Raw genomic sequence first — 26,176 nt, 5'->3', positions numbered from 1 at the left:
CCAATAATTAACAATGGGAGTTTACCCAGATGTCTAAACGCATTCAGTTTTCGAAGACGGGTGATTCAGATGTATTGGAGTGGGTCGATACCGAACCTAAAGCTCCCGGCGCAGGTGAAGTGCGAATTGCTAATAAAGCAGTAGGCCTGAATTTTATTGATATCTATTTTCGGACGGGGCTTTATCCTGCGCCGTCCATGCCTTCTGGCTTAGGCACTGAAGGTGCCGGGGTTGTCGATGCCGTGGGTGAAGGTGTTAGCCATCTAAAAGAGGGTGACCGGGTAGCGTATGCACAAGGGCCATTGGGTGCCTATGCAGAGCTACATACATTGCCTGCGGCCAAGGTTATTAAGCTGCAGGACTTCATTGATTTTGAAACCGCTGCGGCCAGTATGCTGAAAGGCTTAACCGTGCAATATTTGCTGCGTCAAACTTATGAGTTAAAGGGCGGTGAGACCATTCTTTTTCATGCCGCTGCTGGAGGCGTTGGCTCGATTGCGTGCCAGTGGGCCAAAGCGCTAGGCGTTAAGCTTATTGGTACGGTTAGCTCAAAAGAGAAAGCAGACTTGGCGATGGCCAATGGCGCATGGGCAACAATCAACTACAGCGAAGAGAATGTGGTAGAGCGGGTGCGCGAACTAACCAACGGCGAAATGTGCGACGTGGTTTACGACTCAGTAGGAAAAGATACCTGGGAAATGTCGCTAGATTGCTTGAAGCCTCGTTCGCTGATGGTCAGCTTTGGTAATGCGTCTGGCCCAGTAGACGGGGTGAATATCGGTATTCTGAATCAAAAAGGCGCGCTTTTTGTAACCCGCCCAAGTTTGAACGGCTATGCTGACACCCGTGAACGTTTTGAAATGATGTGCGACGACTTTTTTGGCATGATCGAAAGTGGCAAACTTCGTATCGACGTAGCAAATCGCTACCCGCTCCAGGACGCAGGAAAGGCCCAAGACGCCCTGCAAAGCCGCAAAACAACAGGCTCGACCATTCTTCTGCCTAACTGCTGAAAGCAACCCGCTTAACGTAGTGGCTGAGCGATTGCTGGCACGAATATAAAGTAGGTCTTTAATCAACTGTTTCTGTATGAATGCCTGGCCTCGCCAGGCTTTTTTATTGTCCTTCAGTTGTTTTGTTGTTCTGCTCTCCAAGGACTATACGGCCGTATAGTCATCATCTAATGTGTTGCTAGTTATTTGGCGCATCAGCCGAGCGTACCCAACACAAGGAGATGGACATCGCATGACAATGGATAGCATCGGGCTTGCGCCCAGCACGCTGGTTTTTATCGTTTTGGGGTTAACGCTTGCCGCTTTTATGTGGGGTCGATTTCGCTATGACTTAGTCGCGCTTGCGGCGTTGCTTGGCTCGGTAATGCTTGGGCTTGTGCCCACAGATGACGCTTTTAAAGGCTTCGGGCATCCTGCGGTGATTACGGTGGCCGCTGTATTGGTCATTAGCCGAGGGGTTGAGCGCTCTGGTGTTGTCGATATCATCGCTAATCAAGTACTGAAAGTGGGCGAACGGTTGCTACTACAGTTACTCGTGTTGGTCGGCACGGTCGTGGTGCTTTCCGGGGTGATGAATAATGTTGGTGCGCTTGCACTGCTGTTGCCAGTGGCAATGCGCCTTGCCCGTGAACATAATACGTCGCCATCGCTTCTGTTAATGCCACTTGCTTTCGGTTCATTGTTGGGCGGCTTAACCACGCTGATTGGCACACCGCCCAACATTATTATTTCCACCTATCGAGGCAATATCACCGGTGAAAACTTCGGCATGTTCAGCTTTACCCCGGTGGGGGTTGCTGTTGCGCTAGTTGGTTTGGTGTTTATTGTACTAGTGGGCTGGCGTTTAACGCCTAAGCGCAGTGGACAGGCATCGACCGATGAAATGTTTGATACCGCTAATTACTTGGTTGAGCTGAAGGTGTCAGAAGAGTCTAAGGCGAATGGTCTGACGCTCCAGCAGCTTCATGATGAGCTAGAAGAGACCATCCCAGTACTTGCCGTGGTACGGGAAGATAATCGCCGAGCAGGGTACTCATTTCATGGGGTGCTGCAGGAAGGAGATATTTTGCTGCTGGAAGCAGGGCCTGATGAGCTCAAACTGCTGGAAGATAAAGTAGGGCTGAGCGCCATTGCGGAACCAGAAGAAGATGATAAACACAATGACGAAGCCGGTAGTGAAAATAAGCCCTCAGAAAAGACGGATGAGCGCCAGCCGGTCGATACCGAGGGTTTGCAGTTGATAGAAGCGGTAGTGCGTAACGATTCGATGATGATTAATCGAAGCGTTCGCCAACTGCGGTTAAACCAGCAGTTCGGGCTGCATTTAGTTGCGGTAGCTCGGGATGGAGGACGTTTAAAGCAGCGTCTTCGGGACATTCGTTTTCAAACCGGTGATGTGCTTCTGTTGCAAGGCAGTGAAAACGAAATCGCTGATAGCTTAGCTACCCTTGGGTGCTTGCCGTTGGCCAACCGTGAGCTTCACTTAGGGCAACCGCGAAAATTGGCGCTGTCGATTGGTATTTTTGCCCTCGCCATTCTAGCGATGCTGTTTGATCTGCTTCCTGCGGCTGTCGCCATGAGCACCGCGGCGTTGATATCACTGCTGATTGGTGTGCTTCCGCTGAGAGAAGGTTACCAAGCCATTGATGGTCCCGTTATTGTTCTCTTGGCGGCCATGCTGCCGGTGGGAGAAGCGCTTGAAACGAGCGGTGGCGCTGAAATTATTGCTGATGCATTACTACGATTCGGCGTTGAGTGGCCCATTATTGTTTCATTGGCAGGGCTATTTATTCTCTCGATGTTGCTTTCTAATGTGGTCAATAATGCTGCTGCCGCATTGTTGATGGCGCCCATTGCCGCCAGTCTTGCTAGTGGTTTTGATGTATCACTTGATCCCTTTTTAATGATAGTGGCTGTCAGTGCCTCATGTGCCTTTCTAACGCCGATAGGCCACCAGTCCAACACGCTAGTGCTGGGTCCGGGCGGCTATCAGTTTGGTGATTATTGGAAGCTCGGTCTTCCACTTTCGTTAGTAGTGATGGTGGTCGCTATTCCTGCCATTTTATGGGCCTGGCCGCTCTAATGGAGTAGATACTTAGCGAGAAAATGGGGAGGGCTCAATGTTCGTATTATTGAATTTCGAAAATTTGCTACTCTATAGCCCATAGAGAACAGCACTTATACACCAATAAATAACGAACAGGCCGGGCTTATGAACCAACAGTTTCGCCAAGATGCCATCGTCGACCTGGTACGCCAGCATGGCTACATGAGCATCGAGCAGCTGACCGATCACTTTGCAGTGACGCCACAAACCATTCGTCGTGATTTAAATACGCTAGCAAACGAAGGGCGGGTTCGTCGTGTCCATGGCGGTGTAGGCGTAGAATCAAGCACTGTTAACACCGCTTACAGCACGCGTAAGACGCTGCATTTAGAGGAGAAAGAGCGGATTGCTCACTGCTTGGCGCAGCAAATTCCTCATCACTCCTCACTATTTATTAATATCGGTACCAGTAACGAGATGATTGCTCAGGCGTTGCTTGAACATCAGGGCTTAGAAATTATCACCAATAATCTGAACGTGGCAGCCATTCTTCAGCACAAAGAAGATTTCACAGTGATTATTGCCGGTGGGCAAGTTCGCTCCCGCGACGGCGGTATTATCGGTGAAGCCACCATCGATTTTATCAATCAATTTAAAGTGGATTACGGGATTATCGGCATCAGCGGTATTGATGAGGATGGCTCGTTACTTGAATTTGATTACCAAGAAGTTCGCGTTGCCCAAGCGATTATTGCCAATTCGCGGCGAATTTATCTGGCCGCGGATTACTCTAAATTTCATCGCAATCCGGTGGTGCGCCAAGGCAATATTTCCCAGCTCGATGCACTATTCACCGATCGAAAGCCTCCTGAAACGATTCAGCAGCTATTATTGCAGCACGGAGTAGCGCTACATATCGCTTAAGCATGATGTCTAATCTAAGGCACAGCATGGTCGTCGCTGAGCTAACGGTAAAGGAGAGCAGTTTCATACTTGAGCATTTGGGGCGGCTGGAGTAGCCTTGGATGATAATAAAGCGAAACAAAACATACAAAATCGAAAGAACCTACAACAAAGTGAACGTGATATGTCCTCCTTTATTCTCGCCATCGATCAAGGTACGACCAGCTCGCGCGCCATTTTATTTGACCGTCAGGGCCAAATAGAGGCGGTTGCCCAACAGGAATTCCCTCAGCACTTCCCCCAAGACGGGTGGATAGAGCATGATCCCGAAAATATTTGGGAGACTGTCATCGCCACTTGTCGCGAGGTGCTCGAAAAGGCGAGTATTTCGCCAGAGCAGATTGATGGAATTGGCATTACTAACCAGCGTGAAACCACAGTGGTGTGGGATAGAGAGACGGGTAAGCCTCTCTACAATGCGATTGTTTGGCAAGACCGGCGCACCTCTGAACTTTGTCAAACACTCCGCGACCAAGGGCATACAGAGGCAGTACAAGCTAAGACAGGCCTCTTAATAGACCCCTATTTTTCAGCCACCAAACTAGCGTGGATACTCGATAACGTAGAAGGAGCCCGCGAACGAGCCCAACGCGGTGAGCTACTCTTTGGCACTATCGATACCTTCTTGATTTGGCGATTAACCAATGGCACGCAACATGTTACTGATGCCACCAACGCATCACGAACAGCCATTTTTAATATCCATAATCAAACATGGGACGATGAGCTGTTAGCTTTGTTTAACGTTCCTGCCAACATGCTGCCCGAGGTAAAAGATTCCAGCGATGATTTTGGCACCACTGACGCGCATTGGTTAGGGGCGCCCATACCTATTGCCGGTGTGGCAGGGGATCAGCAGGCCGCGCTAGTGGGTCAAGCGTGTTTTCAACCCGGAATGGGCAAAAGCACCTATGGCACCGGGTGTTTTATGATCGTTAACACTGGGGATACACCGTCGGTATCACGAAATCGCCTATTAACGACCATTGGATACCGAATTAATGGAAAACCGACCTATGCAATGGAAGGCAGTATCTTCGTTGCTGGGGCGACTGTGCAGTGGCTACGCGATGGGTTGAACCTGTTTGCAGATGCGTCAGAAACAGAGGCGCTTGCTAAAGAAACCCGCAGCGGACATAGCGTTTACTTGGTACCTGCTTTTACTGGCTTGGGTGCACCTCATTGGGATCCTAAAGCGCGCGGGGCAATTTTTGGCCTTACTCGGGATACCGGCATTGCCGAAATTGTTGCGGCGGGCCTCCAGGCGGTGTGTTACCAAACCCGCGACCTGCAGCACTGCATGAACGACGATATGGAAGCCACGCCAGGTAACCTACGTGTCGATGGTGGCATGGTGAAGAACAGCTGGGTGATGCAGTTTTTGGCTGATATGCTCGACGTCCAGGTAGATAGACCCACAATTCTTGAGACGACGGCGCTCGGAGCCGCTTACTTGGCAGGCTTGCGTTTGGGTTGGTATGACACGCTTGAAGAAATTGAGCAACTCTGGCGCTGCGAGAAGAGCTTTACACCTAAAATGGAAGAATCTACTCGGGAGGCGTTATACCAGGGTTGGTTAGACGCCGTGAATCGCGTGCGTTCCAATTAACCACAAGGGTGTTATTAGATATTTCAACACGCAAAAGCCGCTATCGATGATAGCGGCTTTTTATGTTGTAGATGGTTGATCAGTGAGTGTGCTGTGGTTCTGCCGGTGCAGTATAAGGCTGTGAAGTATCACGATTTTCAGCAAAGTAGGTGGCAAAACGCTCTTCCGCTTGGTCTCCGAACAGAACGCGACACGCTTCTTTCAGCCCCTTAGAGTGGCGCAGCTGTTCATGGTGAACAACCAGCGAGACTTTGGCTCTTCGGCGCAGGAAGTCCTCCAACTGCGTAATCATTTCGTGATCTCGGGCATGCTCAAGTTCACAGCGAATATACTCGGTACCTTCAATGAGAATATCGGCTTCTGCAGGATCCTGGCGGATTTTTTCTAGCATTTGCATGGCCTGTTCTGCATAGCGACGCCATAGTCGCGAGGAGAGCGGCTCGGTGGATGTTGGCGCGGTCATCGCATCTAGGTTCATCCGTTTAGCCTGGTCCATGAACTGCTGTTTAACGGGTTCTGGCGGCTCACCATACCAGCGATAGTTAATATCGCTGAGATTAACGCCTAGTCGAACCACTTCCTCTGCAATTTCATCACCTACGTTCAAGCAGTCGGTTAATTTACCGCCAAAAATACTAATGTGGGCGCTATCTTCATTGGTATCGATCACATGCTTACGCGATAGTTGGAGAAAATCGCGATCGCTACCTTGATCCGCTTTGATAGCTAGCGGCCGAACACCGCAGCGTGTTGAAATAATATCGTCTTGGGTAAGCGGCTTTTCTAACGTTAGGCGCTTATTGATATTTTCCAATACAAACTCGATGTCTTCAGCTGTGACATCTACCTCTGGGTGCTCCATATGCGTATCAGTGGTGCCGATGCAAGTGCGATTACCCATGGGAATGACAAAGAACAGTCGCCCATCGTCGGCAAAAAACGCAAGTACCCGCTTAGTTTCCGTCAGTTGCGGAACTATCAGGTGAATGCCCTTTGAATAAAGATGCTGATGGGTGGTTTTTTCGCCGGTGAGAGCGTTGTGCTGATCCACCCAGGGGCCAGCAGCATTAATTAATACTTTGGAACGGATATTAAACGTGCTGCCATCCATTACATTGCGCGCTTTCGTTACCCAGTGCTGTCCTTCACGTTCAGCACCAAGAGACTCAACATAATTGGCTGCAATCGCCCCGTAATTAAGCGAATGACGAACAAAATTAAATACAAATCTGGCATCGTTATCGTGTAAGTAGGCATCTGAGTATTCAAACCCACCTACTGAGCCTTCGATATCAATAATCGGCTCTTCTTGCTTAATATTCTTTGGAGATAGTAAGCGGGGCAGCTTGGTAAAACCGTTCCCCATGAGCCAGTAAAGCCAGGTACCCGCCCATAAATATTTCGGTGAATGGCGGAAGCCTTTACTGATAGTGGTAAGAAAGCGAATTTCCTGAACCGTAGAAGGGTAACTTTTAATCAGATGATTACGACTTTTACACAGTTTGCGTACTAATGCGAAATCCTTACTTTCCATATATTTAATGCCTCCCCAAACTAAGTTGGAGGAGTGCATACTGGTGCTTCCCGCAAAATCACCGCGGTCTATTAAGGCGACTTTAGCACCCTTGCCTGCAAGCGCGGCTGCGGTTGCTGCACCGTTAATGCCGCCACCGATGATTAGTGCATCAAAGTCGTCAGTGTGCAATTTCTCGATATTCCGGTTACGCAGTTTCATAGCGGTTCCAATTAACAAAGAAAAAGCCCCGTGTTTAGGTAGCGGTCTCAACATGACAACAAAGCAATAAGCCTATGTAGATCGGCAAGCTTTGCTGTTGTCAGCAAACCTAGTTTCTGAGCATTAATAGAGCGGGCCGAAGCCCGCCCTAAAAGGATTAGCGGGTACCCGCTTCCATCCAGGCTTTCATCATTTCATCGTAAGGAACGGTGGTTCCTTGTGGCATTTCATCATCAAGCTTCTGTTTAGGAGAGCCTTCTTGATCCAGCCAATATTGCGCGTCGCGCTCTTCGTTTAGCACCGGGGCGTAGCTGTCGAAGACGTTTGCGCGAGCTAAGCGATGCATGGTGTTATCCATATCTGCCGCTAGCTTATCCAAGCCCTCTTGAGGGGTAACTTCACCACTCATTACCGGCGCTAGGTTTTGCCACCACAACGGTGCCATGCGCGGATAATCGGGTACGTTAGTGCCTGTAGGCGTCCAGTTGGATTCGTTGGGGCTGCGGTAGAACTCAACCAAGCCACCAAGCTTGGGTGCCATTTCGGTCATCTGCTCAGAGAAAATGTCAGATTCACGAATTGGCGTTAGGCCAGCCATTAGCTTTTCAAGAGAGGTCGTTTTGGACACTGTGAACTGTGCAAATAGCCAAGCAGCGGTACGACGATCCTCAGGTGTAGAGTCAAAGAACGTCCATGCGCCCACATCTTGATAGCCTACTTTCATGCCTTCTTCCCAGTACGGGCCGGTGGGGGAAGGAGCCATACGCCACAACGGATTGCCTTCATCGTCGGTCACTGCCACGGCAGGATCGGTCATGTCTGCTGTGAAAGCGGTGTACCAGAAAATTTGCTGAGCAATGTGGCCTTGAGCAGGGACTGGGCCTGCTTCACCAAAGGTCATGCCCTGTGCTTCAGCCGGTGCAAAGTCACGTAGCCAATCAACGGCTTTTTGCATGGCAAAGACGGACGCTGGCGAGTTGGTTGCCCCGCCACGGCTGACGCTGGCGCCTACTGGCTGGCTATCTTCGTTAACGCGAATACCCCAGTCATCCACGGGATTACCTGATGGCACGCCTGGGCTACCCATACCTGCCATTGAGAGCCAGGAGTCATGGAAGCGCCAGCCTAGCGACGGATCACGACGGCCGTAATCCATGTGGCCATACACGGTAGTGCCGTCGATTTCACCGACATGCTCGGTAAAGAACTCGGCAATATCTTCGTACGCCGTCCAGTTTGTGGGAACCCCAAGGTCATAGCCGTAAATTTCCCGGAACTGGTCTTGCAGGTCTTCGCGCTGGAACCAGTCATAACGGAACCAGTAAAGGTTCGCGAATTGCTGAGTAGGTAGCTGGAATAAGCTGCCATCTGGACCGGTGCCATATTGCAAGCCAATGAAGTCGTCCAGGTCTAGCGTTGGTAGTGTGTAGTCAGCCCACTCGTTTTCCATCGCCTCGGTGAGGTTGATGGTGGTGCCGTAACGAATGTGCGTGCCGATAGAGTCAGTGTCATTCACAAAACCGTCGTAAATGCTGTTACCTGACTGCATCTGGTTTTGCATCGTATCAACGACGTCGCCTTCGCCGATAATATTGTGAGTAATATTGATACCGGTTAGCTCACTGAATGCTTCTGCCAGCACTTCGCTTTCATAGACGTGGGTGGTCAAACCTTCTGCGACAGTTTGAATGTCCATGCCGCGGAAAGGCTCAGCTGCTTTTGCAAACCAAAGAAGTTCTTCAATTTGCTCTTCACGACTCAAGGTCGAGTTTTGGAAGTGTTCGTCGACCAAGCGCTCCGCGATTGCCCGCGCATCGTGATCGTCGGCCATCAGTGTCCCCGATGCGAGCATGAGACTGGCGGCGAGGGTAGTAAGTTTGAACTTGTTATTACGCATGTTGACCTCGTTTTGTTGTGCTCTTCCTTGATAGCGTGAGCGTCCTTGATACTGCCGTACTTAACGCCAGGGTTAACCCCAGCGCATTAACACCAGCAGCCATACTGCTGATAGTGCTAGTGCAATCCAAATTGAAAGTGACGTGAAGCCAATGACACCCAGGTGAATAAAGGCGGCTGACAGTAAGCTGATAAACAGCCGGTCACCTCGGGTTGTCGAAATGGGTAAAAAGCCCTTTCTTTCAATGCTTGGCGAGCGCAGTTCCCAGATCGTCATGCCCGCCAGCATGGCCGCAATGGAAGAAAAGAAAATAGCCGTCGGTAAAGTCCATACCATCCAGGACATGAGGTTTCCTCCTACTCAGGTGCGGCCCAGGGCAAAGCCCTTGGCGATATGGTTGCGTACGAAGTAAACCACCAGAATGCCGGGAACAATGGTCAACATACCGGCGGCGGCTAGTGTGCCCCAGTCGATACCTGATGCTGTCGAGGTTCTAGTCATGATCATGCCGATCGGCTGAGCGTCTGTAGACGTCAGCGTGCGTGCCAGCAGCAGTTCAACCCAGGAGAACATGAACAGGAAGAAAAGCACCACGCCAATGCCAGAACTGATCATGGGAATGAAGATTTTGACGAAGAACTTGGGAAAGCTGTAACCGTCGATATAGGCGGTTTCGTCGATTTCCTTAGGCACGCTGCTCATGAAGCCTTCCAGAATCCAAATGGCCAGCGGAATATTGAACAGGCAGTGCGCTAGGGCCACCGCGATGTGAGTGTCAAATAGCCCGACAGAGTAATACAGCTGAAAGTAGGGCAGCAGAAAAACCGCTGGCGGTGCCATCAGGTTAGTTAGCAGCCAGAAGAACAGATGCTTATCACCGATGAACTTGTAACGGCTGGAGGCATAGGCGGCAGGAAGTGCCACTAACATGGTGATGATCATATTCATCACCACATACATGATGGAGTTGACGTACCCCATGTACCAGCTTGGGTTAGTGAAGATACCGATGTAATTATCAAAGGTCAGGTTTTGCGGCCACAGCGTCATCGACCCGAGGATCTCGCTGTTAGTCTGCAGCGACATATTGACCAGCCAATAAAGGGGAAGCATTAGCAGCACGATATAAGTGCCGAGCAGCAGTCGCTTTCTCAGCCGAGAGCGTGAGTTACGCTTGCGCCGCTCAGCGGCTGGGACCTTACTGAAAATAGTGTTGTATTTTTCACCCTGCTGGGTGTTTTCAAGTTGGTAAGACATCTCACACGCCTCCCTGTGAATTCTTATCTTTCTGCAGATGCATGATGGTGGTATAGAACACCCAACTCACTAGCAGAATGACGAGGAAGTAAATGATCGAGAAGGCGGCAGAAGGCCCCAGATCCTGCTGACCGATGGCCATGGTGGCAAGCGATTGGGTCAGGAATGTGGTTGAGCTGCCTGGTCCTCCGCCGGTTAGTACAAAGGGCTCGGCGTAGATCATGAAGGAGTGCATGAAGCGCAGTAGTACCGCGATGACCAGAACGTTGGTTAGCTTCGGCAGCTGAATATAGCGAAACACTGCCCATTTAGAGGCACGGTCAATCCTTGCCGCTTGGTAATAGGCTTCAGGAATAGAGCGCAGCCCGCTATAGCAGAGCATTGCGACAAGCGGTGTCCAGTGCCATACATCCATTAAGATAATGGTTGCCCAGGCGTCACCGGCATTACGGGTAATATTGTAATTAATACCCAGCTCGCGCAGCCCCCAGCCCATTAGCCCAATATCGCCACGGGTAAAGATTTGCCAGATACTGCCAACGACGTTCCAAGGAATCAGTAGGGGCAGGGTAATCAGAATTAGAACGGCAGACGCCTGCCAGCCCTGTTTTGGCATAATCAGTGCTATCCCTATCCCCAAAGGAATCTGGATAGCCAGAATAATCAATGAAAACAGTATCTGCCGACCAAATGCAGCTTGCAGCGCCGAGTCGTTGAGCATGGTGCGAAACCACTCGGTGCCGGTAAAGAAGCTGGCATTGGGGCCTAGCACGTCCTGCACAGAGTAGTTGACCACTGTCATCAAGGGGATGATGGCGGAGAACGCCACAAGTACCAGCATTGGCAGGACTAATAGCCAGGCGCGATTGTTATAGACTTTATTATTCATGAGGTAACCTCCACCCGGTATTCGTCCACAAACAGCCCTAACTGATCGTGGTCGAAGGTGAGATAAATATCGTCTCCGAATTCAGGGTGACCTTCCGGCAAGCGTGCCTTAAATGTCTGGCCACCCAGCTCAAAGGTAACAATTGAGTAGGTGCCTAGGTCCTGCCCCTGCCGCTTACGAGCGGGCAGGGCGCCTTCACGTTTGCTGGCATGCACAGTTACAAATTCGGGGCGAATGCCGATTTTTATATTCGAACTTTTAGTATTGGCAATGGCGTCAACAAACGTTTGCGGCATGGGGAGTGGTATGTCAGCAAAGATGACCTCACCTGCGTGGTGGTGAACATCCAGAATGTTCATGCCGGGACTGCCGATAAAGTAGCCAACAAAGGTATGCGCGGGAGTTTCAAACAGCTCTTGGGGAGTGCCGAACTGAACCACTTGGCCTTCATACATCACGGCGATTTTGTCGGCGAAAGTTGATGCTTCCAGCTGGTCATGGGTGACGTAAATCATGGTGATATTGAAGCGCTGGTGAATCTCCTTCAGCTTGCGGCGTAATTTCCACTTGAGCTGAGGGTCGATAACCGTTAACGGCTCGTCAAATAGAATTGCCGAGACATCATCGCGCACCAAGCCGCGCCCCATGGAAACCTTTTGCTTCTCATCGGCGGTCAGCCCTTTGGCTTTGCGCTTGAGCAGTGGGGTCAACTCCAGAATCTCCGCGACTTCCTCTACCTTTGGCGTGATGCGGTGACCTGGAATGTTGATGTTACGCAATGGAAAGGCGAGGTTATCAAACACCGTCATGGTGTCGTAGATCACCGGGAACTGAAAAACCTGAGCGATGTTACGCTCCTCAGGCGGCAGCTCGTTAACTCGCTGGCCATCAAACAGCACATCCCCTTCGGAAGGTTCGAGCAGCCCGGAAATAATGTTCAGCAGAGTAGATTTGCCACACCCCGATGGCCCCAGTAGGGCATAAGCGCCGCCTTGGTGCCAAACGTGTTCCATCTGGCGAATAGCGTAGTCTTCAGGTGATTGAGGATTAGCGCTATAAGTATGCGCGAGAGCCTTCAGTACGATCTCAGCCATGCTGATTTCCTCCCCGTGTTTCCGGCGTATGAACAATAGAACCCTGCTGATCAAAGACAAACAGCTTGTGGGTGGGGAAGTAGACCTTTAGGCGCTGATTGACTTTGGGCGTATGAATGCCAAGCAAATGGAGTACCAAAGGAAATAAACTGTGCCGCACGTGGAGGAAAGTTTCCGAGCCGCTGATTTCGGCCACTTCAACTTCAACTTCAAGCTCTAGATCATCCGCTGCATTAGGCTGCAGGCTGACGTGAGAGGCACGGACACCAAACCGGTATGGTCCCGCAGGTAGGTTGCGTAGCGCCACATCGCAGGGGAAATGTATATCCTGATCAAAGGTGATTTCATTGGCAGTAAGATGCCCCGGCACAATATTGATTGGCGGTTCTGAAAACATCTCGGCGCTCAGGATGCCGTTAGGCTCGCGATAGATCTGCTCGGTGGGGCCGTATTGCAACAGCTTGCCTTCATGCAGCACGGCGGTGTTGCCTCCTAGCGCTAGTGCTTCGTTGGGCTCAGTGGTGGCATAAACGGCAATGCAGTTACGCGCCTTGAACAGCTCGCGAAGTTCATCGCGCAATGCTTCACGCAGTTTGTAGTCAAGGTTGACCAGCGGTTCATCAAACAGGATTAGGTCCGCATCCTTAACCAGCGCACGGCCCATGGCGGTACGCTGCTGTTGTCCACCTGAAAGCTCCAGCGGCAAGCGATCCAGCAAGTGATCAATCCCCAGCATGGCGGCGGGTTCGCGCACACGCTTATCGATTTCTTGCTTCGATGCTTTAGCCAGCTTAAGTGGTGACGCTATGTTGTTGTAAACGTTAAGGCTTGGGTAATTGATGAATTGCTGATACACCATGGAAACATTGCGTTTGCGTACTGATACGCCCGTGACGTCCTTGCCATCCATGTAGATTCGCCCACGGGTCGGTTGCTCCAAACCCGCCATTAACCGCATGAGCGTTGTTTTACCTGCTAAGGTTCTTCCTAGCAGCACATTGAAGGAACCTGGCTCCAACTCAAGATTTATCCCACTAATATGGGGTTCACCACCGACGATATGGTCGATATTTTGCAGATGTAAGGACATGCCGATCTCGCTAACGTCATTGTTATTGATAAGTGTTATTGGTAGAAGTCTTGCGTTGATCGCTATTGATAAAAGTGAAGCGTTAGCCGCTTATTCAAGATGTTAGCCTTGGCTGTTTGCAATTTATCGTCAGCCAACCATCAAGCGGACTTTTACTCACTTTATTTTCAATAACGAAAGGCTAGTTGATCATTTGCGAACTTGCAACGACTTTTGTAGCTGTTTGTATTCGCTTTTAGGCGTACACCGTCAGTGCTTCTGGCAGCCAAAAGTGCTGTTTGTCTGTTGTTTCGGTAAGAAAAGGGTATTAAGACGAGTCGTTTAGAGAGGTAGCGTAGCCGCTGAGCGAGATAAACGAATGTTCGTTTGTTTCGTTTTTGAAAATATGTCAAAAAAAACCGGCCTGGAGAGGCCGGTTAGGATTGCTAGTTCGAGCGGAATAGGACTATTTAACGCTAGTTTCTGCTTGCTGAGGCGTAGCCACAGGCGCTGCGTTGTGATTAATCAACGTCGATTTATCATTGGCAAACGCGTCATAGGCGAAATCATCAACCGTCAGCATCTCAAGCACTTCTGCTTCAAATGTACGCATAAACTGTGCGTCGTCTTCTTGAATAAGTCCTTTTTCCAGTGCGGCTTCTACGCGTGCTTCAGGGTGTAGTGCCGTTTGCGGAAGCTCACCTTTGGCGTAGGCTTTGTTCACCGTACGGTAGAGGGCTTCGGCACGATCATAATCAACCAGCAATGCGTTGTAGCGAGCGAGTGGGTTAGACTCTGCGCCATCATCTTTATCCCAGGTATTGGAAAGTAGCTTGCTACGCAGGGCGCTATGCGTAGATACACGCTGTGCGATATCACGGGCCAAGTCGTCATGTGGTTTATTCCAACGGCGGCCAGTCGGCATTACCACGACTTTCAACACCTTGCCTAGCGCGCGATTCGGTAGGTTGTCGAAGATTTCCACGAATGCCTGCTCTGCACGGTTAAGCAAGAACTGCAGGCTGTAATGCAACAGTGCTTCTTCACCTTCTACTTTATTGCCGTTGTGCCACTGCTTTAGCACCATCGAGGCCAAGTAGAGGTTGGACAACACGTCACCTAGGCGCGCTGATAGCATTTCGCGCTTTTTCAGCGTGGAGCCAAGACTTGCCATGGCGGCATCAGCGCACAAGCCAAAGCCTGCTGAAATGCGTGCAATATCCTGAGCGTAGATAGCGGCGGGGCCACTAAAAGGTACACTTGCTTTGCCTAGGCCAAATCCAAGCGTAAAGGCACGAGCAGCGTTGCCGAAAATCAGCCCTGCGTGACCAAAGAAAGCTTTGTCGAAGGCTTTAACGTCGTTGGCATCTTTAGCGGCCAGCTCGTCCAGTACATAGGGGTGGCAGCGAATCGCACCTTGACCAAAGATCATTAGGTTGCGAGTCATTATGTTGGCGCCTTCCACAGTGATTGCCACTGGGTTAGCACTGTAGCCAATGCCTAAATAGTTGCGTGGACCAAGGGTAACGGCTTTACCGCCGTGAACATCCATTGCATCGCTAAGTAGCACGCGTTGGAACTCGGTCAGTTGGCTCTTCAAAATTGCTGAAGGTACGGCAGGTTTTTCGCCATGGTCGATCAGGTTGGCGGTTTGGTAAACCGTAGCAGCAGAGATATAAGCCAGCGAGGCCATGCGCGCTAACGGCTCCTGAACACCTTCCATTTCTGCCACGGGTACGTTGAACTGACGACGAACGCGGGTAAAGCCACCGCTCCAACCTAGCGCGTAGCGGGCAGTACCGGTCGCGCCAGAAGGCAAGGTAATGCAGCGACCAATCGAGAGACACTCGACCAGCATGCGCCAGCCTTGGCCGATCATGTCTGGGCCACCAATAATAGTATCCAGCGGTACAAATACATCGTTACCTTTAATCGGGCCGTTCATGAAGGGGCTACCGATAGGGTGGTGGCGACGGCCAATGTCCATGCCCTGAGTATCCCGGGGAACGAGAGCAAGGGTAATGCCGCGATCTTCTTCGTCACCTAACAATTTTTCTGGATCGAAAAGACGGAAGGCTAGGCCCACCACCGTGGCGATTGGAGCCAGGGTGATCCAGCGTTTTTCGAAGTTAAGGCGTAAGCCAAGCACTTCTTCACCGTTGATGACTTGCTTGCAGACGACGCCCGTATCCGGTAACGACGTGGCATCAGAGCCAGCACGCGGGCCGGTCAGGCCGAAGCAGGGAATCTCGCGGCCATCAGAGAGACGCGGTAAGTAATGGTCTTTCTGTTCTTGAGTGCCGTATTTTAGCAGCAGCTCGCCTGGGCCGAGTGAGTTCGGTACGCCAACGGTGACCATCAGCGTCTCATTAGCTGAGAGCTTCTGCAGCACCATGGATTGGGCTTTAGCCGAGAATCCTAGGCCACCGTACTCCTTCGGAATAATCATGCCGAAGAAGCCTTCTTTTTTTAGATAATCCCACAGTTGTTGGGGTAAATCGGCGCGCTCTTGAGCGATATCCCACGCGTTACACATGCCAGCTGCTTTCGCACACTGATTATCCAAGAACGCTTGTTCTGCCTCACTCAGGCCTTCGTCTTTAAAATTAAGCAACGATTCCCATTGAGGTTTGCCAGAGAATAGCTCGCCATCCCAGGAGACGCTGCCCGCTTCTAATGCCGTGCGCTCCGTATCAGACACTTTCGGCGCTACCTTTTTGAAGGTGGCGAAAATGCGCGGCGTCAGCCACTTGCTGCGTAATGCAGGCAGGCCCGCAATCGCAACGGCCGCCGCTGCAAGCAATAAAAGTGTGCCAATAATTGGCGCGTCTAGCACTAAGCCTACTAAGCCCAGTACGCCAAGCAAGGCGAGTGCTGGCGTAGCACCTGCTTCGCGGCGCATCACCACGAGCAAGCCTGCAACGGCAAGCACAATGAGTAGTAAGGTGAGCATGGGGGTTTCTCCGTGGGTGGTTAATTATGAACGCATTTAAACGTATGTTTGAATATTGTCAGAGTCACCTATCTAAGTGCAAGCGTTTCACTCTTATACGTTCGCTATATACCCTTTACTGTAGCGTAAATAAGACATAAAAAAACGCTATGGTATTTAGCCATAGCGTTTAGCGTTCTTAACCGTATCCAGGAGTTGCGCTTTTATGAAGCCTGTTTGGCGGGTGTGCCTTGAGCGACATAATAATCAACATTAGCGCGGGGTAGCGGCTCGCGACCTCGAATGCGATCAGCAATTTTTTCCGCCAGCATAATGGTCGGTGCGTTGAGGTTGCCGGTGGGAATGACCGGGAACAGTGATGCATCGACCACGCGCAGGCCATCAAGGCCGTGCACGCGCCCTTGACCGTCGGTCACCGCCATTTCACCTTCGCCCATGCGGCAACTGCCACAAGGGTGGTAAGCCGTCTCGGCATGCTGCTTGACGAAGTTATCGAGCTCTTCGTCACTCTGTACGCTTGGGCCAGGCGCAATTTCACGGCCACGGTACTTATCAAACGCTGGCTGAGCGATGATGTCGCGTGTTAGGCGAATCGCATCGCGGAACTCTTGCCAATCTTTCTCTTTGGCCATGTAGTTAAACAAGATGCTGGGTGCCGCGTGTAGGTCTTTCGATGTCAGGCGAATTCGCCCCCGGCTTTCCGAACGCATCGAGCCCACGTGTGCCTGGAAGCCATGTGCCTGCACGGCGCTTTTACCGTTGTAACTGATCGCGATGGGTAGGAAGTGGTACTGCAGATTTGGCCACTTTTCCTCATCATTACTACGAATAAATCCGCAGGATTCAAACTGATTGCTGGCGCCAACGCCGGTACCTTTAAATAGCCACTCAGCACCAATCTTTGGCTGGTTGTACCATTTCAGCGCTGGATACAGCGATATCGGCTCTTTGCATTCGTACTGAATATACATCTCAAGGTGGTCTTGGAGATTTTCACCCACGCCGGGCAGCTCATGAACCACTGAAATGCCTAATTCTTTAAGCCATTCTGGGTTGCCTACGCCAGAACGCTGGAGAATCTGTGGTGAAGCAATTGCACCGCCACACAGCAGCACTTCGCGACGGGCGCGAGCCGTTTGTGGCTGACCTTTTTGCTCGTAACGCACGCCAACGGCACGTTTACCATCAAACTCAATCACATCGGTAACTGCGTGGGTTTCGATGGTCAGGTTGCTGCGCTGCTTGGCGGTATCCAAGTAGCCGCGTGCGGTAGACGCGCGGCGTCCCTTAGGCGTGACGAAACGGTCCATGGGGCCAAAGCCCTCTTGCTGGTAACCGTTAACATCTTCAGTTTCAGGTTAGCCAGCCTGTTTGCCAGCTTCGATAAACGTGCGGTAAAGCGGATTATTGCCAGCTTTAGGCGTGGTCACGCTGACAGGGCCGTCGCCGCCGTGGTAATCATTAGGGCCAATATCGCGGGTTTCGCACTTTTTGAAATAGGGCAGGCAACTGAGGTAATCCCACTCTTCCAGGCCGGATTGCTTGGCCCAGTTATCGTAATCCAGGGCGTTGCCGCGGATATAGCACATGCCGTTGATCAGTGAAGAGCCGCCCAGGCCTTTGCCTCGGCCACACTCCATGCGGCGGCCATCCATATACGGCTCGGGGTCGGTTTCAAATGCCCAGTTGTAGCGTTTGCCTTGTAGCGGGTAAGCCAGTGCAGCGGGCATTTGGGTACGAAAGTCGAGACGGTAATCGGGGCCGCCTGCCTCGAGCAGCAAAACGCTGACATCGCTGTCTTCGGTCAGGCGGGTGGCCAGCACGTTACCCGCTGAACCTGCGCCGATAATGATGTAATCAAATTCGCGTGATTGAGACATGGTTTTACCTTGGAAGAGTCGAAGAATTGGTAATGAACCGGTAGATATAAAAGAGACGTGTCTCCTCGATATACCTACCGGTGGCGTCCATTACTTCGATTTAAAACACCGACTCAAACGGCCCCATCTCGATCTGTACGGACTTGGTCTGGGTATAGTGATTAAGCGTCTCAACGCCGTTCTCACGGCCAATGCCCGACTCTTTGTAACCACCTACCGGCATTTCAGAAGGTGACTCGCCCCAGGTGTTGATCCAGCAAATGCCGGCTTCCAACTGGTGAATAACCCGGTGAGCACGGTTTAAGCTTTCGCTGAAAACACCCGCCGCTAGGCCATATTTGGTGTCATTGGCGCGGCGAATAACGTCTTCTTCGTCATCAAAGACGAGTACGGACATCACTGGGCCAAAGATCTCTTCTTTTACGATGCGCATGTCGTCAGTGCAGTCGGTGAAGATGGTGGGCGCAGCCCAAGCGCCATTCGCCCAGTCACCGGTATTCCACTCATCGCCCCCAGCCAATACTCGCGCGCCTTGCTCTTTACCCAGGGCAATGTAGGAAAGTACTTTTTGCTGATGTTCAAAGCTCACTAGCGGGCCGAAGTTAACGCTGGGATCCATCGGGTCGCCCGCTTTAATACGCTTAACGCGCTCAACCAACTTCGCCTCAAAGGCGTCTTTAACGCTGCGTTCAACAAACACGCGAGTGCCGTTAGTGCAGATCTGGCCGCTGGAGTAGAAATTGGCCATCATAGCGGCATCAGCAGCACGATCTAAATCGGCGTCGGCAAACACGATCAGTGGAGATTTACCGCCCAGTTCCATGGTGACGTCTTTCAGGGTAGAGCCACCGGCAGCAGACATGACCTTTTTGCCCGTACCCACTTCGCCAGTAAACGATACTTTGGCGATACCTTCGTGCTCGGTCAGCATGGCGCCGACGCGACCATCACCTTGAACCACATTGAAGACACCGTTAGGCAGGCCTGCTTCAGTGAAAACTTCGGCTAGTTTGATAGCGGTTAGCGGCGTTACTTCACTGGGCTTGAAAACAATTGCGTTACCGGCTGCCAGTGCAGGGGCGGCTTTCCAACAGGCGATTTGGATAGGATAGTTCCAGGCACCAATGGCGCCAATTACCCCGAGTGGCTCGCGACGGGTATAAACAAAGGAGCTATCACGCAGCGGAATCTGGTTGCCTTCAATGGCGGGGGCGAGGCCTGCGTAGTATTCCAAGGCATCGGCACCGGTGACAATATCGACGCTTGCGGTTTCACTAATAGGCTTGCCCGTGTTGTGCGTTTCTAGCTCAGCAAGCTCATCATTTCGTTCTCTTAGCAGCGCAACAGCACGCAGCAGGATGCGTGAGCGCTCCATGCCGGTCATTGCAGCCCATTCACGCTGCCCGCGTTGAGCGGCTTCTACAGCGCGGTCGACATCGGCTTGACTTGCTTGGCCAATCGTGGCAAGCAGGCTGCCGTCATAGGGATTGGAAACGGTAAATGTCTCGCCGGAGGTGGCGTCTACCGGACGACCATCAATATAAAGTGGCTGTATATCTTGAGCGGCCATGTTGGTCTCCTTACTGTGTTTCTGCAGCGGATGCGCGTTGCTGGCATCCATGATGAATAAGCAGTTGATCGAGATAGTTGTGCGCAAGATGTCGCGCTTCAGAAGCGTCGAGCCCTTCAGGCGTTAGCGCACCACGCAGCCATAGCCCATCAATCATTGCGGCAAGTCCGCGGGCGGCATTGCGAGCATCTGGGCGAGGCATAACACGCTGGAACTGATGACATAAATTGGCGTACAAACGGCGGTCGTTCACATTCTGAAGCCGCTGAAGCACGGGCTTGTGCATGCTGCTAGCCCAAAAAGCGAGCCAAGTTTTAGCGGCAGGGCCGGTCACCTGGGTGCGATCAAAGTTACCTTCGATGATGGCACCGATATGGGCGCGGGGAGAGTCGTCTTCTAACGCCCGCCGGCGTGCTGCAACGGCGTCACTAAGATCGGTCAAAATTTGCCGCATAGTCGCTTCCAGCAGGCCGTCCTTACCGCCAAAATAGTGGCTGATAATGCCTGCTGAAACGCCAGCATGACGGGCAATTCGCATGACGGTTGCTTCGGCTAAACCAACTTCATCTATGGCCGCCATGGTAGCCTTAATTAACTGCTGGCGGCGTATCGGTTCCATTCCCACCTTAGGCACAGCTATCTCCTACTGACGTTGAATGCCCATTCGTTCCTGACCTTGAAAACCAGGAGTAGGCATGATTACCTGAACATGATGGCATTTTTTTATTGAACGTTCAATCAATAAAAGGGTGCGTTGTTTTCTCGTCTCTACGACTGTTACGTATAGGGCGTGTTCATATAAAACCGATAATGGGGAAGATCAACATGAAACGGACATACACACGAAGCCTAAGCACGTTATTACTGACTGCCTGTTTACCGGCGGGTGCCTATGCTAATGAGTGTAGTAGCGTCCGCTTTGCAGAAGTGGGCTGGACCGATATTACAGCAACGACGGCATTGGCTAACGAAGTGCTAGAAGCACTTGGCTATGAAACACGTGTCGATACTGTCTCGGTACCGATTGCTTACGCTGGTATGCGCAATAATGATTTTGACGTTTTTTTGGGGAACTGGATGCCCTCGATGGCTTCAATCAGCGACCCCTATGTGGAACGAGGTGAAGTTGAACGTTTAGTGGTCAACCTTGAGGGTGCCAAGTACACCTTGGCAGTGCCTCAATATGTCTATGACGCGGGCGTGACCTCTGTTAATGATCTGGCAGAGCATGCTGATCAGTTTGAGCAACGTTTGCACGGCATTGAAGCCGGCAATGATGGTAATGAGCTGATTGAGCAAATGATTGATGACAACGCCTATGGTCTAGGTGATTGGCAAGTCGTTGATTCGAGCGAGGCGGGTATGCTGGCTGAGCTTCGCGCGAGGGTGCCAAATGAAAAATGGATGGTGTTTTTAGGTTGGGAACCTCATCCAATGAATACTAATTTTGATATGGCTTATTTATCTGACGCAGGAGACTATTTTGGCCCCAACCTGGGGGGCGCAACCGTGCATACCAATACTCGGGCAGGGTTTGTTGAAGCGTGTCCTAATGTAGGTGAACTGCTGAAGAACATGACGTTCACTCTGGAAATGGAAAACCAACTGATGAGTGCGATCATGGACGATGGGGTAGACCCGCGAGAGGCAGCACGCAGTTACCTTAATGAAAACGGTGAGGTGCTAGAAGCATGGCTCGAAGGTGTGACTACCCGGACTGGAGAAGAAGCGCTTCCGGTTGTCCAAGCAGCCCTATAAGCACTCTATTCACGTAACAGGGTTATTGAATGAAAGGCAGGTCGTTTTCGGCTTGCCTTTCGTAGTTAAGATAGGCATAATCTGCACTCGTTGATGAGGGAAAGGCTACGTAGCTCAGCTGGTTAGAGCACATCACTCATAATGATGGGGTCCCCTGTTCAAATCAGGGCTTAGCCACCACATCAGCACTAGCGCACTCACCTTAAAATACAGAGTGTGCCGTTATGGTGGCCCCTTAGGTCCTCCCGCAACGCTAAACTGCAAACCCCGCCAGGCCCGGAAGGGAGCAACGGTAGCGGTGGCTGCGTGTGCCGGGATGTGGCTTTTGGGGCTGCCTCCATTTCTAATGTCGTTTTGTTATCACTCCCTCCTTAAGTTGGCATAAATTACCTCTTGATATCGTCCGTTTTTGCAGTAGTTCTGCAAAAGGGTGTTTTGTCGTGCTCCATTGAAAGCTTTGCAACTCTCACGTCAAAAAAAACCATAGCGTGCTAATAGTTAATCAGAGGTTTCCTAGGAATTTTCTACTCATAAGCATTCTAGTTTTCCGAGGGGATTAGCATCACGGCACTGTCCGGCTCCAGTCGACGCTAACAGTGCCGTGATGCTAAAGAGGATCCTAACGTTTAGTGCTTGGCATTCTGTAAAGCCTGTTCTTCGATGTCTCTATCAACAGAAGAGACGTAGTACTCGTCATCGAAAGCGCCTTCTGGCTCCTTGAGCCACACCAAGCAGATAACCCAACTGATGAAGGCGCCCGTGGCGATGATGTAGAAGAACTGTGACGGAGTGACAAACGTAAAGATGGTTAGGTAACCCACCGCGCCAACATTACCGTAGGCACCGGCCATACCGGATATCTGCCCAGTGATGCGGCGCTTGATGGAGGGAATGATACCGAAGGTTGCTCCCTCAGCCCCTTGCACGAAAATCGAGGTGCCGATGGTCACCGCAATGGCCAGAATCAGTGGCCAACTTGAATTGAGCAAAGCCATCAGTAAGAACCCAACGCTAATGCCAAACATGTAGCACAGCATTACAAAACGCCGGTTGCCCATGCGGTCGGAAACCATGCCGCCCATGGGGCGCGCCACCAGATTGACGAACGCGAATGACGCAGCAATCAGGCCAGCCGTAGCGGCATTCAGTCCCCAAGTCTCCTCAAAGAACATGGGCAGCATCGACACCACCGCGAGTTCAGCGCCGAAGTTGGCAAAATAGGTGCTGTTAAGCGCCGCCACACTGTTGAACGAGTACTTATCATCTTCCGGTACGCCCTTGCGCAGGATCGGTAGGTTGACTCTCAGGATCTGGACAATCTGATAGATGACGATCGCGATAATGGCGAGATAAGCGATGGTCGCACCGGTAACAGATAAGTAGCCCATATACTGAATACGCCAGACCAGAATGGCGAGTACGCCAACCAGTGGGATCGTCCAGATGATCAGCTTGATCATATCGCCCCAGGAACTCACTTCCATGGCAGCGGATTTGCGTGGCTTACGGTGAGCCTGAGCATCCGGGCCATCGGTAATCGCGAACCAGTAGTAAACACCGTAAGCGGCCATAACAATAGCGCTCTGGGCGATTGCCCAGCCCCAGCCATCGGGGCCGCCATACATGCTCAGGGCGATGGTCGGCAGCGACATGGCCGCGACGGCGGAGCCGAAGTTACCCCAACCAGCGTAAAAGCCTTCAGCGAAGCCGATGTCCTTGGGCTTGAACCACAGCGCCGTCATGTGAATCCCGACCACGAAGCTGGCGCCAATGGAACTCAGTACCAGACGCGCCACTAGTAACTGCGTCATGCTGTTACCGAAAGCAAACGCCAGCGCCGGTAGCGACATACTTACCATGAGTACCGAGAACACCCGTCGCGGGCCGAACCGATCCAATGCCATGCCGACGATGATGCGCGCGGGAATGGTTAAGGCGACGTTGCAAATGGCGAACAGCTTGAGATCATCCGTGGTCAGCCAGTCGACGCTCTTGAGCATGCTCGACGCGAGCGGCGCCATGTTGAACCACACGTAAAAGGTAATAAAGAAGGCAATCCAGGTCAGGTGCAAGGCCCGAATTTCGGGGCTGCGAAACTTGAATACAGCGGAAACTTTCATGGTCGTATCGTCCTGTGTCCCAAAGGTGGGCTGTACCAAAGGAGGTGTAGAGGCTGCTCAAGGGCTGGGTAGGATCAACAAGGGACACTCGGCGCGCCGGGCCAGGAACGAGCTGACGCTGCCGAAAGTCATGTAGTCGAGTTCATCGACGAAATAAGTCAACGACTTGGCGATAATGCCGCCGTCCGGCTGATGGCTATGGCGGGCAATCACCAGTAGGTCTGGCGAGAGTTTGCGAGTGGCCTGCAGCAGCATCTTGCGTGCATCCCCCTCGGCGAGAAGCTGCTCGGCCTGGAAGCCCTCGCCGATGGCGAATGCCACACCCTCTTGAAGGTGTTGTTTAACCTCATCGTGCTCCTGCTGAAAAAGCACCTCGTTGTTATCGGTAGCGTCGAGTGGATTTTCAACCACGCCGACTAGCACCAGCAGAGGTTGGTTACAGCGGAACATATTGACGACCTGGGCGAGCGCCAGCTTAGCGTTTCGCGAACCGTCATAGGCGATCATGATTTTCATGGTGTCCTCCCACAGTGGGGTAGGGGGGCAAGAACCGGAGCTTGGCTCCGGACGTAAAGAAGCAAGCCATCTTTAGGGGGGGTAACGTAGCTCATGGGTTCTTAACGTAGGCACCTTTACGTAAATAGAACCACCAGTTGATGACCAGGCAGATGGCGTAGAACACCGCAAAGCCGTACATGGCAAGTTCCGGTGTGCCAGCTTGGATTTGTTCGCCCATTACCCGCGGGGCGATAAAGGCGCCATAGGCAGCGACGGCAGATGTCCAGCCAAGTACCGGGCCTTTCTGCTGCTGGTCGAAAATCACACCGATGCTGCGGAAGGTAGAGCCGTTGCCGATACCACTAGCGGCGAATAACACGATGAATAGCAGCAGGAATAGCCAAAAGAATTGATTAGGATCGGTGGCGTTATAGGCCTGCATCATCACGTAGCCGGTGGCGATAGAGGCGACCACCATGATCGCAGAGATTATTTGGGTAACGATGGAGCCGCCCACTTTGTCGGAGATCCATCCGCCCAATGGGCGGATCAGAGCGCCCACGAAGGGGCCTATCCAGGCCCAGGTCAAAGCGCTGGGTGCCTCTGGGTTGGCCACGCGAATCAGCGTGCCATCGGCAGTCGCTTCCATCATGTTGCCGAAGATGACGTTGATAGAGAGCGGCAGGGCCGCAGAGAAGCCGATAAAGGAGCCGAAGGTCAGAATGTAGAGGATGGTCATTGACCAAGTGTGCTTATTGGAAAATATCGCGAACTGCTTCTGGATATTGGGCTTGATGTCGCCAGGAATCAGGCGCAATAACACCAGGGTTAGAACGATGGTTAGCGGCAGGGCAATCCACATATTAAGCCAGCCGAGCGCTAACATACCGACAATGGCGGTCACCAAGCCGACGCCGTAGAGGCCTAATATTTTGCTGAAAGCCGCCAGCGGCGAACCAGGGTTGGGCGTAATAGTGCGGAGATTATTCATGCCGAACCAACCGGCGAACGCTAACGGGATCAGAAATACAAGCCAGATAAAGCCAGCATTCTGGATCCAGGTATCGGTACCTGCTTCGATCCGGCCGATCAACGTACCGCTAGCGCTTTGTAATTCCATCGGTGAACCGGCTATAGCGCCGAAAATTCCGACGGTCATTACCAGTGGGATGACAATCTGCATGGTAGTGACGCCGAAATTACCGAGGCCTGCATTCATGCCTAGGGCGTAGCCTTGCTGTTTGCTGGGATAAAAAGTGGAAATGTTGCTCATTGAACAAGCGAAGTTACCACCGCCGATACCCGAAAGTAACGCCAACGCCTGGAATACCCAGAACGGCGTGCTTGGGTTCATCAAGGCGATACCAGTACCGGCAGCGGGGATCATCAATAGCGCGGTGGTGAGGAAGATAGTGTTACGCCCGCCTGCGATGCGGATCATGAATGATGCTGGGATGCGCAGTGTGGCACCTGCTAGACCGGCAAGCGCGGTCAGTGAAAATAGCTGGTTAACCGTGAACGAAAACCCCAGGTTCTGCATCTGGGTGGTAATCATTCCCCACATCATCCAGACAGCGAATCCCATCAGCAGGCTGGGAATGGATATCCATAGGTTGCGGTTGGCGATGTGCTTGCCTTCCTGTTCCCAGAATTGGGCGTCTTCGACATCCCACTTCTCAATGTCGGCGTTTCTCTTACTCATGGCGATTTCCCCTTGGCATCAAACCTATCTGCATGTAGCAGTTAAACAGCAAGATACGCTTGAGGAAGAAGTTGGGGAATAGGTGTAAATGGCAGTAAAATCAGCGACATACCTCTTGAGAG

At 51.8% G+C, this 26,176-nt stretch carries 18 protein-coding genes, 1 tRNA gene, 1 other RNA gene and 1 pseudogene; 7 read left to right on the top strand and 14 right to left on the bottom strand.

Annotated elements, in window-relative coordinates; all coding sequences use genetic code 11:
* Window positions 1-29: 29 nt before the first annotated feature.
* The 4 genes from REH51_RS00850 to glpK all read left to right on the top strand — a co-directional run bounded on the left by REH51_RS00850 (window position 30) and on the right by glpK (window position 5,632).
* Entirely contained in the window at window positions 30-1,013 is a 984-nt protein-coding gene (locus REH51_RS00850; RefSeq protein ID WP_009724630.1) for an NADPH:quinone reductase, read from the top strand.
* Window positions 1,014-1,245: 232 nt separating this feature from the next.
* Window positions 1,246-3,096 (top strand): SLC13 family permease, encoded by a 1,851-nt coding sequence (locus tag REH51_RS00845; RefSeq protein ID WP_498936636.1) that lies wholly within the window; start codon window positions 1,246-1,248, stop codon window positions 3,094-3,096.
* 129 nt (window positions 3,097-3,225) lie between these two features.
* A complete protein-coding gene (locus REH51_RS00840) occupies window positions 3,226-3,984 on the top strand; it encodes a DeoR/GlpR family transcriptional regulator (protein ID WP_009724632.1) in 759 nt (252 codons plus the stop codon).
* A gap of 163 nt (window positions 3,985-4,147) precedes the next feature.
* Window positions 4,148-5,632, top strand: a complete 1,485-nt coding sequence (glpK, locus tag REH51_RS00835) for a glycerol kinase GlpK (RefSeq protein WP_009724633.1) — start codon at window positions 4,148-4,150, stop codon at window positions 5,630-5,632.
* A gap of 79 nt (window positions 5,633-5,711) precedes the next feature.
* Here the strand turns inward: glpK and REH51_RS00830 are convergent, their stop codons facing one another.
* From REH51_RS00830 to betI, 11 genes and pseudogenes are all read right to left on the bottom strand, one after another.
* Window positions 5,712-7,367, bottom strand: coding sequence for a glycerol-3-phosphate dehydrogenase/oxidase (locus REH51_RS00830; protein WP_009724634.1), 1,656 nt, complete (start codon window positions 7,365-7,367; stop codon window positions 5,712-5,714).
* 157 nt (window positions 7,368-7,524) lie between these two features.
* The gene (locus REH51_RS00825) at window positions 7,525-9,264 is read right to left on the bottom strand and encodes an ABC transporter substrate-binding protein (RefSeq protein WP_009724635.1); all 1,740 of its coding nucleotides are present in this window, start codon (window positions 9,262-9,264) and stop codon (window positions 7,525-7,527) included.
* Between the two features lie 72 nt (window positions 9,265-9,336).
* Window positions 9,337-9,609, bottom strand: a complete 273-nt coding sequence (locus REH51_RS00820) for a DUF2160 domain-containing protein (protein WP_009724636.1) — start codon at window positions 9,607-9,609, stop codon at window positions 9,337-9,339.
* A 15-nt stretch (window positions 9,610-9,624) separates the two neighbouring features.
* The gene (locus tag REH51_RS00815; protein ID WP_498936634.1) at window positions 9,625-10,521 is read right to left on the bottom strand and encodes a carbohydrate ABC transporter permease; all 897 of its coding nucleotides are present in this window, start codon (window positions 10,519-10,521) and stop codon (window positions 9,625-9,627) included.
* 1 nt (window position 10,522) lies between these two features.
* Window positions 10,523-11,410, bottom strand: a complete 888-nt coding sequence (locus tag REH51_RS00810; RefSeq protein WP_009724638.1) for a carbohydrate ABC transporter permease — start codon at window positions 11,408-11,410, stop codon at window positions 10,523-10,525.
* Window positions 11,407-12,504 carry an ABC transporter ATP-binding protein gene (locus REH51_RS00805; protein ID WP_498936632.1) on the bottom strand — a complete coding sequence of 366 codons (1,098 nt, stop codon included), beginning with the start codon at window positions 12,502-12,504 and terminating at the stop codon, window positions 11,407-11,409. The genes REH51_RS00810 and REH51_RS00805 overlap by 4 nt, the downstream gene beginning before the upstream one ends.
* A complete protein-coding gene (locus REH51_RS00800) occupies window positions 12,497-13,594 on the bottom strand; it encodes an ABC transporter ATP-binding protein (protein WP_498936630.1) in 1,098 nt (365 codons plus the stop codon). Before REH51_RS00800 ends, REH51_RS00805 begins: the two co-directional genes overlap by 8 nt.
* Before the next feature lie 445 nt (window positions 13,595-14,039).
* Entirely contained in the window at window positions 14,040-16,526 is a 2,487-nt protein-coding gene (locus REH51_RS00795; protein WP_009724641.1) for an acyl-CoA dehydrogenase, read from the bottom strand.
* A 203-nt stretch (window positions 16,527-16,729) separates the two neighbouring features.
* Window positions 16,730-18,406 (bottom strand): annotated as a pseudogene (gene betA / locus REH51_RS00790) (choline dehydrogenase).
* Between the two features lie 100 nt (window positions 18,407-18,506).
* Window positions 18,507-19,976: a betaine-aldehyde dehydrogenase gene (gene betB, locus REH51_RS00785; RefSeq protein ID WP_009724643.1), complete on the bottom strand. Its 1,470-nt coding sequence runs from the start codon at window positions 19,974-19,976 to the stop codon at window positions 18,507-18,509.
* A 10-nt stretch (window positions 19,977-19,986) separates the two neighbouring features.
* Window positions 19,987-20,610, bottom strand: coding sequence for a transcriptional regulator BetI (betI, locus tag REH51_RS00780; RefSeq protein WP_186004662.1), 624 nt, complete (start codon window positions 20,608-20,610; stop codon window positions 19,987-19,989).
* Between the two features lie 191 nt (window positions 20,611-20,801).
* On the opposite strand from betI, the gene REH51_RS00775 reads away from it, so the two are divergent.
* The 3 genes from REH51_RS00775 (at window position 20,802) to ffs (ending at window position 22,065) form a co-directional block, all read left to right on the top strand.
* Window positions 20,802-21,734, top strand: coding sequence for a choline ABC transporter substrate-binding protein (locus tag REH51_RS00775; protein WP_498936629.1), 933 nt, complete (start codon window positions 20,802-20,804; stop codon window positions 21,732-21,734).
* A 103-nt stretch (window positions 21,735-21,837) separates the two neighbouring features.
* Window positions 21,838-21,914, top strand: a tRNA-Met gene (locus REH51_RS00770).
* 54 nt (window positions 21,915-21,968) lie between these two features.
* Window positions 21,969-22,065: signal recognition particle sRNA small type (gene ffs, locus REH51_RS00765), an RNA gene on the top strand.
* Between the two features lie 295 nt (window positions 22,066-22,360).
* On the opposite strand, the gene REH51_RS00760 is transcribed toward ffs, so the two are convergent.
* The 3 genes from REH51_RS00760 to REH51_RS00750 all read right to left on the bottom strand — a co-directional run bounded on the left by REH51_RS00760 (window position 22,361) and on the right by REH51_RS00750 (window position 26,054).
* Entirely contained in the window at window positions 22,361-23,854 is a 1,494-nt protein-coding gene (locus REH51_RS00760) for an MFS transporter (protein ID WP_498936627.1), read from the bottom strand.
* Between the two features lie 57 nt (window positions 23,855-23,911).
* Window positions 23,912-24,370, bottom strand: coding sequence for a universal stress protein (locus REH51_RS00755; protein WP_009724647.1), 459 nt, complete (start codon window positions 24,368-24,370; stop codon window positions 23,912-23,914).
* A gap of 91 nt (window positions 24,371-24,461) precedes the next feature.
* Complete coding sequence (locus REH51_RS00750; RefSeq protein ID WP_009724648.1) at window positions 24,462-26,054, bottom strand: MFS transporter; 1,593 nt, start codon at window positions 26,052-26,054, stop codon at window positions 24,462-24,464.
* Between the last annotated feature and the right edge of the window lie 122 nt (window positions 26,055-26,176).

It is taken from the genome of Halomonas bluephagenesis, assembly GCF_054790765.1.
The sequence above is the reverse complement of the archived record's forward strand: the minus strand, read 5'-3'. Positions and strand labels throughout refer to the sequence as shown.

Bases quoted from the DNA above. Each gene is read 5' to 3' on its own strand.
- REH51_RS00850 (WP_009724630.1), top strand. From the start codon at position 30: ATGTCTAAACGCATTCAGTTTTCGAAGACGGGTGATTCAGATGTATTG.
- REH51_RS00845 (WP_498936636.1), top strand. From the start codon at position 1,246: ATGACAATGGATAGCATCGGGCTTGCGCCCAGCACGCTGGTTTTTATC.
- REH51_RS00840 (WP_009724632.1), top strand. From the start codon at position 3,226: ATGAACCAACAGTTTCGCCAAGATGCCATCGTCGACCTGGTACGCCAG.
- glpK (WP_009724633.1), top strand. From the start codon at position 4,148: ATGTCCTCCTTTATTCTCGCCATCGATCAAGGTACGACCAGCTCGCGC.
- REH51_RS00830 (WP_009724634.1), bottom strand. From the start codon at position 7,367: ATGAAACTGCGTAACCGGAATATCGAGAAATTGCACACTGACGACTTT.
- REH51_RS00825 (WP_009724635.1), bottom strand. From the start codon at position 9,264: ATGCGTAATAACAAGTTCAAACTTACTACCCTCGCCGCCAGTCTCATG.
- REH51_RS00820 (WP_009724636.1), bottom strand. From the start codon at position 9,609: ATGTCCTGGATGGTATGGACTTTACCGACGGCTATTTTCTTTTCTTCC.
- REH51_RS00815 (WP_498936634.1), bottom strand. From the start codon at position 10,521: ATGTCTTACCAACTTGAAAACACCCAGCAGGGTGAAAAATACAACACT.
- REH51_RS00810 (WP_009724638.1), bottom strand. From the start codon at position 11,410: ATGAATAATAAAGTCTATAACAATCGCGCCTGGCTATTAGTCCTGCCA.
- REH51_RS00805 (WP_498936632.1), bottom strand. From the start codon at position 12,504: ATGGCTGAGATCGTACTGAAGGCTCTCGCGCATACTTATAGCGCTAAT.
- REH51_RS00800 (WP_498936630.1), bottom strand. From the start codon at position 13,594: ATGTCCTTACATCTGCAAAATATCGACCATATCGTCGGTGGTGAACCC.
- REH51_RS00795 (WP_009724641.1), bottom strand. From the start codon at position 16,526: ATGCTCACCTTACTACTCATTGTGCTTGCCGTTGCAGGCTTGCTCGTG.
- betB (WP_009724643.1), bottom strand. From the start codon at position 19,976: ATGGCCGCTCAAGATATACAGCCACTTTATATTGATGGTCGTCCGGTA.
- REH51_RS00775 (WP_498936629.1), top strand. From the start codon at position 20,802: ATGAAACGGACATACACACGAAGCCTAAGCACGTTATTACTGACTGCC.
- REH51_RS00760 (WP_498936627.1), bottom strand. From the start codon at position 23,854: ATGAAAGTTTCCGCTGTATTCAAGTTTCGCAGCCCCGAAATTCGGGCC.
- REH51_RS00755 (WP_009724647.1), bottom strand. From the start codon at position 24,370: ATGAAAATCATGATCGCCTATGACGGTTCGCGAAACGCTAAGCTGGCG.
- REH51_RS00750 (WP_009724648.1), bottom strand. From the start codon at position 26,054: ATGAGTAAGAGAAACGCCGACATTGAGAAGTGGGATGTCGAAGACGCC.